The 12,653-nt window shown below is 65.4% G+C and carries 12 protein-coding genes; 7 read left to right on the top strand and 5 right to left on the bottom strand.

Annotated elements, in window-relative coordinates; translation table 11 throughout:
• Together typA and RMN95_RS10620 are read left to right on the top strand one after the other, a co-directional pair.
• Positions 1-1,755, top strand: a 1,755-nt coding sequence (gene typA / locus RMN95_RS10625) for a translational GTPase TypA (protein WP_309616888.1), incomplete at its 5' end; no start/stop codon positions are given.
• A gap of 120 nt (positions 1,756-1,875) precedes the next feature.
• Entirely contained in the window at positions 1,876-2,325 is a 450-nt protein-coding gene (locus RMN95_RS10620) for a hypothetical protein (RefSeq protein WP_309616887.1), read from the top strand.
• Positions 2,326-2,995: 670 nt separating this feature from the next.
• Here the strand turns inward: RMN95_RS10620 and efeB are convergent.
• The 3 genes from efeB to efeU are packed head-to-tail and all read right to left on the bottom strand — an operon-like array spanning position 2,996 to position 6,302.
• Positions 2,996-4,261 carry an iron uptake transporter deferrochelatase/peroxidase subunit gene (gene efeB / locus RMN95_RS10615; protein WP_309616886.1) on the bottom strand — a complete coding sequence of 422 codons (1,266 nt, stop codon included), beginning with the start codon at positions 4,259-4,261 and terminating at the stop codon, positions 2,996-2,998.
• On the bottom strand, positions 4,258-5,379 hold the full coding sequence (gene efeO / locus RMN95_RS10610) for an iron uptake system protein EfeO (RefSeq protein ID WP_309616890.1): 1,122 nt from the start codon (positions 5,377-5,379) through the stop codon (positions 4,258-4,260). The genes efeB and efeO overlap by 4 nt, the downstream gene beginning before the upstream one ends.
• 53 nt (positions 5,380-5,432) lie before the next feature.
• Complete coding sequence (gene efeU / locus RMN95_RS10605) at positions 5,433-6,302, bottom strand: iron uptake transporter permease EfeU (RefSeq protein WP_309616885.1); 870 nt, start codon at positions 6,300-6,302, stop codon at positions 5,433-5,435.
• A 103-nt stretch (positions 6,303-6,405) separates the two neighbouring features.
• Here efeU and RMN95_RS10600 point away from each other — a divergent pair, with 103 nt between their 5' ends.
• The 4 genes from RMN95_RS10600 (at position 6,406) to RMN95_RS10585 (ending at position 10,398) form a co-directional block, all read left to right on the top strand.
• Positions 6,406-7,593: a PIG-L family deacetylase gene (locus RMN95_RS10600; protein WP_309616884.1), complete on the top strand. Its 1,188-nt coding sequence runs from the start codon at positions 6,406-6,408 to the stop codon at positions 7,591-7,593.
• Positions 7,590-7,919, top strand: a complete 330-nt coding sequence (gene fdxA / locus RMN95_RS10595; protein WP_309616883.1) for a ferredoxin — start codon at positions 7,590-7,592, stop codon at positions 7,917-7,919. The genes RMN95_RS10600 and fdxA overlap by 4 nt, the downstream gene beginning before the upstream one ends.
• A gap of 10 nt (positions 7,920-7,929) precedes the next feature.
• Positions 7,930-9,030 (top strand): succinyldiaminopimelate transaminase, encoded by a 1,101-nt coding sequence (gene dapC, locus RMN95_RS10590; protein WP_309616882.1) that lies wholly within the window; start codon positions 7,930-7,932, stop codon positions 9,028-9,030.
• Positions 9,031-9,129: 99 nt separating this feature from the next.
• Entirely contained in the window at positions 9,130-10,398 is a 1,269-nt protein-coding gene (locus tag RMN95_RS10585; RefSeq protein ID WP_309616889.1) for a citrate synthase, read from the top strand.
• Here the strand turns inward: RMN95_RS10585 and RMN95_RS10580 are convergent.
• Both RMN95_RS10580 and dapD read right to left on the bottom strand, forming a co-directional pair.
• Complete coding sequence (locus tag RMN95_RS10580) at positions 10,376-10,834, bottom strand: hypothetical protein (RefSeq protein WP_309616881.1); 459 nt, start codon at positions 10,832-10,834, stop codon at positions 10,376-10,378. The genes RMN95_RS10585 and RMN95_RS10580 overlap by 23 nt on opposite strands.
• 525 nt (positions 10,835-11,359) lie before the next feature.
• Entirely contained in the window at positions 11,360-12,289 is a 930-nt protein-coding gene (gene dapD / locus RMN95_RS10575) for a 2,3,4,5-tetrahydropyridine-2,6-dicarboxylate N-succinyltransferase (protein WP_309616880.1), read from the bottom strand.
• 26 nt (positions 12,290-12,315) lie between these two features.
• On the opposite strand from dapD, the gene RMN95_RS10570 reads away from it, so the two are divergent.
• The coding region (locus RMN95_RS10570) for a M20/M25/M40 family metallo-hydrolase (RefSeq protein ID WP_309616879.1) at positions 12,316-12,653 on the top strand (338 nt) is incomplete at its 3' end.

Here is a 12,653-nt window from a genome sequence, read left to right as displayed (position 1 = left end):
AAGGGCATCACGATTCTCGCCAAGAACACGGCGATCTCGTATAAGGGCATCCATGCTGCTGAAAATGGCACGGGCGGACCGATCACCATCAACGTGATCGACACCCCGGGCCACGCCGACTTCGGTGGCGAGGTCGAGCGTGGCCTGTCCATGGTCGACGGCGTGGTGCTTCTCGTGGACGCCAGCGAGGGCCCGCTTCCGCAGACCCGATTCGTGCTGCGCAAGGCGCTCGAAGCCAAACTGCCGGTCATCCTTCTGGTCAATAAGACCGACCGACCGGATGCCCGCATCGACGAGGTCGTCACGGAGAGCCAGGATCTGCTGCTCGGGCTCGCCAGCGACATGCACGACGACTTCCCGGACATGGACCTCGACGCCGTGCTCGACGTTCCGGTCGTCTACGCCTCGGGCCGCAACGGTGCCGCGAGCTGGAACAAGCCGGAGAATGGCACCCTGCCCGATAACGCTGACCTCGAGCCGCTGTTCGACGCGATCATCAAGCACATCCCGGCGCCGACCTACGACGACCAGCACCCACTCCAGGCGCACGTCACCAACCTCGACGCTTCACCGTTCCTCGGTCGCCTTGCGCTGTTGCGTGTCTTCAACGGCACCATCAAGAAGGGCCAGACCGTGGCCTGGGTCAAGCATGATGGCAGTGTGCACAACGTGCGCGTCACCGAGCTTCTCATCACGAAGGCACTCGATCGCTTCCCGACCGAATCGGCCGGCCCCGGAGACATCGTCGCAGTCGCCGGCTTCGAAGACATCACGATCGGTGAGACGCTCGCCGACCCCGATGATGTTCGCCCACTTCCGACCATCAAGATCGACGACCCCGCCATTTCTATGACCATCGGCACCAACACGGGCCCGCTCATCGGCAAGGTGAAAGGTCATAAGCTCACCGCGCGCATGGTCAGGGATCGCCTCGACCGCGAACTCGTCGGTAACGTCTCCATCAAGCTGGTGGATATCGGACGCCCGGATGCGTGGGAGATCCAAGGTCGCGGAGAACTCGCGCTGGCCATCCTCGTGGAGCAGATGCGTCGGGAGGGCTACGAGCTCACCGTCGGCAAGCCGCAGGTGGTCACGAGGCACATCGATGGCAAGCTCCACGAGCCCTTCGAGCACCTCACCATCGATTCGCCCGAAGAGCACCTCGGCGGGATCACCCAGCTGCTCGCCGCCAGAAAGGGCCGTATGGAAACGATGACCAACCATGGCACCGGCTGGGTGCGCATGGAGTTCATCGTTCCGTCCCGTGGTCTGATCGGATTCCGCACCGAGTTTCTGACGATCACGCGCGGTACCGGAATCGCCAACGCCATCTCGCACGGCTACGAGCCGTGGGCTGGCGCGATCGAGACCCGCACCAACGGCTCGATCGTGGCCGACCGCTCTGGCGTCGCCACACCGTTTGCCATGACGGCGCTACAGGAGCGCATGTCGTTCTTCGTTGAGCCGACCCAGGAGGTCTACGAGGGCATGGTCGTCGGCGAGAACTCGCGCGCGGACGACATGGATGTCAACATCACCAAAGAGAAGCAGCTCACCAACATGCGCCAGTCGACGTCCGACACGTTCGAGCGCATGACCCCGTCGCGCAGGCTGACGCTCGAGGAGTGCCTCGAGTTCGCCCGCGAAGACGAGTGCGTCGAGGTCACCCCGGACGTGATCCGCATCCGCAAGGTCGAGCTCGACTCCAACGCCCGTGCCCGCGCGCACTCGCAGCGCAAGAAGCAGAACGCATAACCACTCCGCCGTAGTGCGTGCAGCCCACGATCCCTCTGGCGGGGCTCCCTCTGGTGGGGGAGATGGGCTGCACGCTACGCTGATGCTTTCTACCGTGGAGCCCGATCCCCTGGAGTTGTCATGAGCATTCCGCGTACGCGCGCCGTCGCATCCATCGCCATCATCATCGCTATCGCCGTGACTCCCGTGCTCGCTGGGTGCTCGGTGCAGTCGATCATCGAGAATGCGACCGGCGGCCAGGTCGATGTCGGGGGCAAGAGCGTGCCCAAGGATTTCCCGGCGGACGTGCCCCTCATCGATGGTGAGGTGATCTACGGCGGCAGCCTCGGCTCCGCCGAAGGCCAGGTCTGGAATGTCACCATCAAAGTTGCCGACCTCGCGGCATTTGACACCATTTCGGCGTCCTTGACGGAGGCCGGCTTCACTCCGCCGTTGTCAGGCAGCGGTGAGCTCAAAGGGGGCACCGGGGGTGCGTTCGAGAACGAGAAATACGGCCTGTTGGTTGTCGTCAGCAAGGACGGCAACGACGGCTTCATCGCGAACTACACGGTCACCACGAAGTCGCCGTAGCGCGCCGGATCGCGTATCCGCAAACCGGGCGCGCCGACTGCAAACCGAGCGTGCGTCGACCGGCCGCGCGCCGACCGGCCGCGCGCGTCCGGCCGGGTGAGTCCGGCTCTCCTGGTCGCTCAATGGCCGCGCGCTTCCGTGCGCGAGGTCCTCACTGCACCGCGCGCTTCCGTGCGCGAGGTCGCGCCAGCTGGTCGCGCGCCGACGGGCCTCGCGCTCGCGTGACCAGGGGCCGCTCACTGCACCGAGAACGCCACTTCTGCTGGGTCGCCCACGGATAACCCAGCAGAAGTGGCGTTCTCGATGAACGTGGGGATCGAGAGTGGGGCGGCGAGTGCGGGCGTGGCGAACGTGGGGCGGCGAGCGTGGCGATGGGAACCGCTGGCCGCGTGCTTCTGCGTGCTTCCGCGTGCTTCGGGTCGAAACCTGGCGCTCGCGTGCGCAAGGAGCCTCATTGCACCGAGAACGCCACTTATGCTGCCTCGGGCGGGGTTTACCCAGCAGAAGTGGCGTTCTCGGTGGGGCTGAAGGTCGCGAGTGGCAGGGGTGGGGTGTGGCGGGGTCGGGATGAAGGTCGCGAGTGGCAGGGGTGTGGCGGGGCGGGGTGGGTGCGGCTGGGTGTGTGGGCGCGGGTGCGGAGTGGCGGCGGCGAGAGAGCGCGGCCGGCACCTCAGGCGAAGAGGCCGGCGCCGACGAAGCTTCCGGATGCTGCGCCCGGCGGCACCGCGAAGAGACCCGAGCCCACGTGCCGAAGGTACTCGTTCATCGCATCGTTGCGCGCGAGTGCCAGCTGGATCGGCACGAACTGGGCGCCAGGATCCCGCTGGAAGCTGATGAAAAACAGCCCGGCGTTGAGCCTGCCGAGTTCGTCGTTGCCGTCAACGAAGTTGTAGCCGCGACGGAGGATCGTGGCGCCGCCGTTCGAGCCTGGGTGGGCGAGCCGCACGTGCGAGGTGGGGTCGATCAGCGGGGCATCCGCACGCCCGGCCAGTGCGAAGTTGGGGGTGGTGAACTCGCTGCCGCCGCTGAGGGGGGCTCCATCGCCCTTGGTGCGCCCCACCACTGCCTCCTGTTCGCGCAGGGAGGTGCGATCCCAGGTTTCGATGGTCATGCGAATCTTGCGGGCGACGAGATACGAGCCCCCGGTCATCCACCCCTCATCGGCCCAGACGTGCGTATCAATCGACGCCGTATCCTCGGCCCGAAGGTTTGCCGTTCCGTCTTTGAACCCGAAGAGGTTGCGGGGAGTGACCTGGGCGCGAGTCGTCGATGAGGTGCGGCCGAAGCCCAGTTGCGACCACCTCAGGCTGGCTCGACCGAAAGCGATCCGGGAGAGGTTGCGGATGGCGTGCACCGCCACCTGGGGGTCGTCGCTGCAGGCCTGGATGCACAGGTCGCCTCCGACGAGAGCGTCGACCAGCGCTTCGCCCGGAAATTTCGGAAGGTCGACGAGCGCAGCCGGGCGGCGATCCGCGAGGCCGAACCTCGCATCGAAGAGGCTGGCCCCGAACCCGAAGGTGATGGTGAGCCCGGCCGGGGGCAGGTCGAGGGCTTCGCCCGTGTCGTCGGGGGGAGCATCGTAGGGGCCGCTCGCAGCGCCGTAGTCACCGGCGCCCTGCCCAGCGGTCATGCGGCTCGCGGCGTAGCTCCAGTCTTTCAACAGTTTGACCAACTCGTCGCGGCTGATGTCGCTGACGTCGAAGGCGGCAAAGTGCAGTCGGTCCTGTGCCGGGGTGATGATCCCGGACTGGTGTGGGCCGAAGAACGGGTAGGTCGGGGCAGCACCTGAGGTCGCGGCGGCGCCGACCTCATTGACGGCGAATGACGTTCCGGTGGCGATGCCCGCGCCGATTACACCGGCGCCGGCGAGGCCGAACAGCCCCCGCCGGGAGAGGCCGCGATTCGATGGGGAGCCCGAAGCGGATTCCTGCGTCATAGCACCAGCGCCGCGGTGAGCCGCGAGAGCGGTTCCGCCAGCGCGTTCACCTGGTCGGCGAGGGCCCTGATCTCGGCGGGGTCGAGCTCGGTGTACAGGGTGAATCCGTCGCCCACGCGTTGCACGTCGAGCAGCACCTGCAGGGCATCGAACTCCTGATCGAGCTGGCTGGCGAGCGTGGCATCCTTCTGCATCAGGATGTCTCGCACGCCCTCGTACACCACCCTCGCGCCGTCGATATTGGCCTGGAAATCCCACAGGTCGGTGTGCGACCAGAACTCTTCCTCGCCGGTGACCTTCCCGGTGGCGACTTCATCGAGGAGGCCGATCGCTCCGTTGGTTTGCTGGTCGAGGGTGAACTCAAGACTCCGAACCTTGGAGTAGAGGGTGTTGGTGTCATCGACAAGCTGGTCGGCAAGCGAGGTTCTTTTGGCCTGGTTGTAGGGGAGGAATCCCGGTTCGGCATTGGCAGGCCAGAGATCCTTCTCGATTGCATGCCAACCCGTCCACTCCTGGCCGTCTTCGAGGTCGGCCTCTCGCAGGTCCATTTTGGGGTCGAGATCACCGAAGGATTCGGCAATGGTTTCCACGCGCTCCCAGTGCACTCGGGTGGGGGCGTACAGCGAGCGAGCAGCGTCGTCATCACCGGCTTTGTAGGCGGTAGCGAAGGCTTCCGTGCCGGTGACCAGATTCTCTACCTGGTCTTTCACATAGCTCTCGTAGTTGGCATTGGCCGTGTCGATCTGGGCTTCGAGGTCGCTGTTGCCACTCACGACAGCGCCCGAATCGGCGACGGTGAATGCAGTTTTGCCGACACCGGCGCCCACCAGCCCGGGTTTACAGACGGTGAAGTAGCTGCCTGGGCGTGCCAGCACGACGAGATCCCTCGAGATACCCGGCCCGATGTTCTCCACCTCACCCACGATCCGCAGGCCGTCGTCCGCCAGCAGATAGAACTCCGTCACCTCGGTGCCCGAGTTGGCTACCGAGAACACCAGGCTGCCGCTTGGAGCTTCGGATGCGGACACCGCGCATTCGGTCCCCGTGCTCGTGACAGTGAGCGAGGTGGATCCGGTCTGGGCTGCCGCGTTCGGCACACAACCGGCGAGAAGGAGCATGGCCGCGATCGCTGACACGCTCGCCGCTGTCGTACGAAATTGTCCCGTCAGGCTCACTTCGCACCCTCGGCCACGGCGGCGACGGGCGAGGCGCTTGCAGTGCGCGGTCGCGCGGTCGCGCTGGCGCGACGACCCGAGGCGACGAAGATCGTCATGACCGGGATGACGTAGGCGAGCCAGACGATCGCCTCAAGCCAGGTGGTGGCTGGCGAGAAATTGAGCGTGCCCTTCAGTAGCGTGCCGTACCAGCTGTCCGGCGGGATCGCGGCGCTGACATCGAATGCGAGCGAGCCGAGCCCCGGCAGGACGCCCGCTTCCTGGAGGTCATGCACTCCGTAGGACAGCACGCCGGCCGCCACGATGATCAGGAACACTCCGGTGTATGTGAAGAATTTCGACAGGTTGATTTTCAGTGTTCCGCGATAGATCAGGTAGCCGAGTCCGACGGCGATGAGTATGCCGAGGCTGGCCCCCACCAGCGGAAGCGCGGTCGATCCGCTCGCCTGGACAGCGGCCCAGATGAAGAGAGCTGTCTCGATTCCCTCGCGGCCCACCGACAGGAACGCGACGAGCACCAGGCCCCAGCCGACGCCGGCCAGATGGGAATCGACGTTGCTGCGAAGCTCGCTGGACAGGCCGCGCGCGGCCCGAAGCATCCAAAAAATCATCCAGGTCACGAATGCGGTGGCGATAATGGAGAGCAGGCCGCTGATGAGTTCTTTTGCCTCGGATGACAGCCCGTACGCTCCGAAGGTCAGGAGTGCGCCGAGCCCGAGAGAGAGCCCCACCGCGATGGCGACGCCCAGCCAGATTCGCGGCAGCACATCGGTGCGGTTGATTTTATGAAGGTACGCCACGAGAATGCCGACTACCAGAGCGGCCTCAAGGCCCTCACGCAGGCCGATTAAGAAGTTTGCGAACACAATCTGCTTTCGGGTTTGTTGTATTGGTAAGGCTAACCTAACTGTTTCGACAGTACCCGGCGATGCGTATCCTGTCTAGTTGGGTGATCATCAAGGGGTATGGATGTCTGAACGAACTGAGCACGTCTTGTTTGTACATGCGCACCCCGATGACGAAACCATCGCCACCGGGGCCGCCATCGCCACCCTCATCGAGCGCGGGGCTTCCGTGACCGTGCTCACCTGCACTCGCGGCGAGCAGGGCGAAATCATCCCGCCAGAGTTGCGTCACCTCGACAGGGTTGGCCTGGCTCGGGAGCGTGAGCGCGAACTGCGCGAGGCCCTCGCGGCACTGGGAGTGACCGACCACCTCTTTCTCGGCGTGGACGAAGCCCGCTGGAAGGGGCTCCCGCCGCGCCGCTACCTGGATTCCGGGATGTCGTGGGGCGCGAGCGGTGCGGAGGCGATCGACCTGGTACACCCCGAATCCTTCACCGCTGCCGAGCTGGGGGAGGTCGCCGCTGACATTGCTGCGGTAGTCATTGCGCGGCAGCCGGGCGTGGTCGTGAGTTATGCCGCTGACGGGGGCTACGGGCATCCAGACCATGTCAGGGCACACGACGCAAGCCGTGCCGCGGCCGAAGTGATGCGCGTGCCGTTCTACGTTATCGATAGCCCTGGCGGGCGTCGTGGCCATGTGAGCGTTGATTTCTCGAGCGTTGACACGTCGGGCGTTCTCGAACGAAAGCGCACTGCGCTGGCCGCCCATCGCACCCAGGTCACCGTCCACGGTGACACCTTCTCGCTGTCGTCGGGCGATCCCCGTCCCATTGCGGCCGTGGAAAGCTTTACTCGCGTCCATCCCGTTGGAATTGGATTTCACGACCAGGGTCTGGCCAGCCGGGTTGCCTCGCTCGTGATTGCCACCCTGCTCGGCGTCTTCGCGGGCGCGACCCTCACGGCTGCGCACCAGGCCACGGTTGCCGTTGGACCCGTCACCGTACCGTGGGGCATCATCGCCGCGGTGACCATCACGGCAGCGATCCTGGCGGGCATGCGGATCGTGTTCGACACCCGGATAGTGGCGGGTTGCGCCGCCGTGGGGCTCCTCGGAGCGTCAGCGCTGCTGGCGATCCAGACCTCCGGCGGCAGCGTGCTTGTGCCCGCGAACACCGCCGGATACGCGTGGACCTACGTCCCCGTGGTCATCGCGGCCATTGTGCTTGCCTGGCCGCGGTTCGTGCGACCGGTTCCCAGCATCCGTCAAGCTAATATTGGAGCTTCAGCTTCGAAAGGTTTCCCACTCTCGTGACCTACGTAATCGCCCAGCCCTGCGTCGATCTGAAAGATCGCGCCTGCATCGATGAATGCCCGGTCGATTGCATCTATGAGGGCGACCGGATGCTGTACATCCACCCGGACGAGTGCGTCGACTGCGGCGCCTGCGAGCCAGTGTGCCCGGTCGAAGCCATCTACTACGAAGACGACCTGCCCGATAAGTGGGCCGCGTACTACAAGGCCAACGTCGAGTTCTTCGAAGAGGTCGGGTCACCCGGCGGTGCGGCGAAGGTCGGCGTCATCCACAAAGATCACGCCCTCATTTCGGCACTGCCCGAAGGTGGCGGCTCGTCAGAATGAGCCGCACGCCGTGAGCCGATCGCCACTGCAGCTTCCCGACTTCCCGTGGGATTCGCTCACCGCGTACAGCGACCGCGCGCGAGAGCATCATGGCGGCATGATCGACCTCTCGGTGGGTTCACCGGTGGATGCGACACCGGTCGTTATTCGGCATGCGCTCGCTGCCGCGACCGACGCTCACGCCTATCCGCAGACAGCAGGCACCCCCGCGCTGGGTGAGGCGATCGTGGAGTGGTTCGAGCGTCGACGGTCGGTGCCTGGCCTCACCGCGGCGAACGTGCTGCCGACGATCGGATCAAAGGAGCTCATCGCTCTGATGCCCCTGATCCTCGGCCTCGGCAAGGGTGACGTCGTGGTGCAGCCCGCCGTGGCGTACCCCACCTACGCCATCGGGGCCGCCATCGTCGGGTCGACGGTCGTGGCATCCGACAACCCCGCTGACTGGCCCGAGAACACTCGGCTGGTCTGGGTCAACAGCCCCGGCAACCCGGATGGGCGGGTGCTGTCTGTCGATCAGCTGCGCGCGGCCGTCGTGCGGGCACGGGAGCTTGGGGCCGTGATCGCGGGTGACGAGTGCTATGCGGAGTTGAGTTGGCAATCGGAGCGCCCGACGCCGTCGATCCTCGACCCGCGGGTGATCGGCGGCGACCTCAGCTCGGTGCTGGCGCTCTACTCCCTCAGCAAGCAGTCCAACCTCGCAGGTTACCGGGCTGCCTTCGTTGCGGGGTGCAGCTCGATCATCGGGGAGTTGCTCGCGGTGCGCAAACACCTCGGGCTGATTCCGCCTGCGCCCGTGCAGCAGGCCATGATTGCGGCCCTCGGGGATGAAACGCACGTGGCCGCTCAGCGCGCGGTCTATCGGTCGCGGCGCGCACGACTGCTCCCAGCCGTCGAAGCCGCCGGATACCGCGTTGACCACAGCGAGGGCGGGCTGTACCTGTGGGCGACGAGCGGGCGTGATTCCTGGTCCTCCGTCGCCGAATTCGCGGAGCGGGGAATCTTGGTCGCACCCGGCACGTTTTACAACGAATCGCCCGCGCAGCATGTGCGCATCGCGCTGACGGCCACCGACGATGACCTCGACGCCGCGGTGGCACGGCTCACCCTGTAGAACTCCTCTAACCCGGTGAGGCATCCTTTGGGTCGAATGACAGTGGTCCGGGTGGCACCCTAAGCTGTATGCGTGATTGCTGACGCTACTGGCCCCGAGATGGCGACCCTCCACTTTCCCGGCGGCAGTGCCGAGTTCCCGGTAATCCGTGGCACGGATGGCCACGACTCCATCGACATCTCGACATTCATGAAGCAGACAGGATTCACCACCCTCGACCAGGGTTTTGTGAACACCGCATCCACTCGAAGCGCGATCACCTATATCGACGGCGATAGGGGCATCCTGCGCTATCGCGGCTACGCCATCGAGGATGTCGCCAAGAATTCGACGTACCTCGAGGTCGCCTGGTTGCTGATCTATGGAGAGCTACCCACCGCCGACCAGCTCGGTGAATTCGACGAGAAGGTGCGACGCCATACCCTGCTGCACGAAGATCTCCGCCGCTTCTTCGACGCCCTGCCTCATAACGCGCATCCGATGTCGGTGCTGTCGAGCGCCGTGTCAGCGCTGTCGACGTACTACGAGCACTCGCTGAATGTGCATGACCCTGAGCAGGTCGAGATTTCGACGATTCGCCTTCTCGCAAAGCTTCCGGTCATTGCGGCATACGCGCACAAGAAGAGCCTCGGCCAGGCGTTTCTCTACCCCGATAACAGTCTCAGCTTCGTGGACAACTTCCTGAAGCTCAACTTCGGCACGATGGCCGAACCGTATGAGGTGAACCCGGTGCTCTCGACGGCGCTCGACCGGCTTCTCATCCTGCACGAAGACCACGAGCAGAACGCCTCAACTTCGACAGTGCGACTCGTCGGGTCGACCGAGGCAAATATTTTCGCCTCGATCTCCGCCGGAATCAACGCGCTCTACGGCCCGCTGCATGGGGGAGCCAACGAGGCGGTGCTGAAAATGCTCGCCGAGATCAAGGAATCGGGCGAGGGCGTGGAGAAGTTCGTCGAGCGGGTCAAGAACAAGCAACAGGGCATCCGCCTGATGGGCTTCGGCCACCGGGTCTATAAGAGTTTCGACCCTCGGGCGACCCTCGTCAAAGAGAGCGCCGACGAGGTGCTCGCGGCCCTGGGGGTGCGGGATGACCTTCTCGATATTGCGAAAGAGCTCGAGGCCGTGGCGCTCGCCGACGACTATTTCATCGAGCGAAAGCTCTACCCCAACGTCGATTTCTACACCGGCGTAATCTACAAGGCGATGGGATTCCCGTCGCGAATGTTCACCGTGCTCTTCGCGATTGGCCGCCTGCCAGGATGGATCGCCAACTGGCGCGAGATGAACGAAGACCCCCACACCAAGATCGGCCGCCCCCAGCAGCTCTATACGGGCTCAGAGGTCAGGGAGTGGCCGCAATGCTGACGGGCGTGGCGTGCAACTCTGCGTCGCGGAAGATGACCGTCAACTGGCCACTCCGATTGGGTGAGCATCGCATACCGAGGGTGAGCTCGGGCAGGTCGTAGTTTGCGCTAAAGCGCAGGGTTGTCCAGTTGCCAGCCTCGGCGCTTGTGCGACTTGCCTCGAAGAAGTCGAGTCGTCCGCTCGTATCGACCATGCCGCACCGGATGCCCGTGGCCGACCCGCCCGGAATCACGAGCACATCGACCGAATAGCCGACCTCGATGTGTCCGCCGTTTATCGTGAGGTTCGTCACCCGGATGTCGCTGTCCGAGGTGTAGAACCCCGCGAAGGTCTGCTCCCGCGGCACGGGGCCGTCGAACCACAGCTGCACGAGAAGCGCGAGTCCCACCACCGCCGCGACGGCCGCGCCCAGCAGTAGCGCGCGGCGAGCCCTCATACCGTCCACGCTACCCGCAGCTGGCCGTCGCTGCGCCGGCAACTGCGCTTGCCTCCGAGCTGGCCGCCTGCAGACCGGTGCTTCGGGGCCGCGCCCCAGGTCGCGCTCTGGTTCGCGCTTTGGTGCCGCGCCCCGGTTCGCCGACGCGGCGGCCCGGGGTGTGGGTGGTCCCTGTGGGCAACGTATGGCACAGTGCCATACGTTGCCCAGCCCACCCTTGGTCCACCTTCACCCCGCCCTCAGCCCACCTGCGGTCCACCCTCAGGCCATCCGCGGCTGCCCGGCCACCCGGGCCACTCCAGCCAGCCACGCCGGCCCGGCCACCGCTGGCCAGCCCGTCCATGCCCGGCTAGCCCTGGCCTACGTCCGAAATGACGGACAATCACCGGGTCGACACCTGCCGGGTGGCGTAACGGCGTGCCGCAGCGTCCTGATCTCCGTCATTTCGGACGGGGAGCCGGGGTAGATGGGGGTCGCGACGGAGAGACGGGGTAGCGATGGGTGGCCAGGACGCGCCGCGCCCTCCTACGCGTGCAGCGCGGTGTTGAGCTCGACGCCCGTGCCCGAGCGGGTGAGCACCTCTACCGCGCCGGTCAGGGAGTTTCGCCGGAACAGCAGTCCGGGCATTCCGCTCAACTCGACGGCCTTGACCGTTGAGCCATTCGCCAGGGTCACTTTGGTGCCGGCCGTCACGTAGAGCCCGGCCTCGACGACCGTGTCGTCGCCAATCGAGATGCCCACGCCTGAGTTTGCTCCGAGCAACGCGCGAGCCCCGATCGAGACGCGCTCAGTGCCCCCGCCGGAGAGGGTGCCCATGATGGATGCGCCGCCGCCGATATCCGCACCATCGCCGACCACGACCCCCTGGGAAACGCGGCCCTCGACCATGGAGGTTCCGAGGGTGCCGGCGTTGAAGTTGACGAAACCCTCGTGCATCACCGTGGTGCCGGGGGAGAGGTGGGCGCCCAGGCGCACGCGCGAGGCGTCGGCGATGCGCACGCGCGCAGGCGAGACGTAATCGAGCAGTCGAGGGAACTTATCGATGCCGGTGGCGGCAATCCCGGCGCGCTGCAGTCGCGGGCGGAGGCGGTCGAAGTCGTCGGGGTGCACGGGGCCTGCATTCGTCCAGACGACGATGGGCAGGTGCCCGAACAGGTCGTCGAGGTTGATGGTGTTGGGACGCACGAGCAGGTGACTGAGCAGGTGCAGCCGCAGGTAAGCGTCTGGCGTGGAGGCGGGTGGCGCATCCAGATCGATCTCTATCGTGCGGAAATCGAACGTCACCTTGCGGCGATCGTCGGCACCCTCAAGATCTTCGAAATCGGCCGGGGCGATGTGCGGGTCGGTGCCACCGGGCAGTGAGCCGAGTGCGGGTCGGGGAAACCAGGTGTCGAGGACGGTTCCGTTTGCGGCCACGGTGGCAAGCCCGTAGCCCCATGCAGCGCGCGAGGTCATAGCCCAAGAGTACTTAAACTGGTCGGGTGCCCGTCACCGAATCCACCGTTCCCGTGCTCAACCTCGTCGCCTCGACTGTCGACCTGACCCGCCAGTTGTGCGACATCGAGTCGGTGTCTGGTGACGAACGGCTCATCGCCGATGCAATCGTGGCCGCGCTAGCCGGTTTCGATCATCTCGACATCGTGCGGGAGGGCGATGCCGTCGTCGCCCGCACCACCCTGGGCCGCGATAAACGGGTCGTCATCGCCGGCCACATCGACACGGTGCCGATCAACCACAACCTGCCGGTGCACGAGGAGAACGGCTACCTGGTCGGTCGCGGAACCGTCGACATGAAGGGCGGTGTCGCGATCGCCCTGAA

Origin of the sequence: Salinibacterium sp. (genome assembly GCF_031364185.1) — a bacterium.
Taxonomy (GTDB): Bacteria; Actinomycetota; Actinomycetes; order Actinomycetales; family Microbacteriaceae; genus Rhodoglobus.
This window is presented reverse-complemented; position numbering and strand designations above follow the sequence as displayed.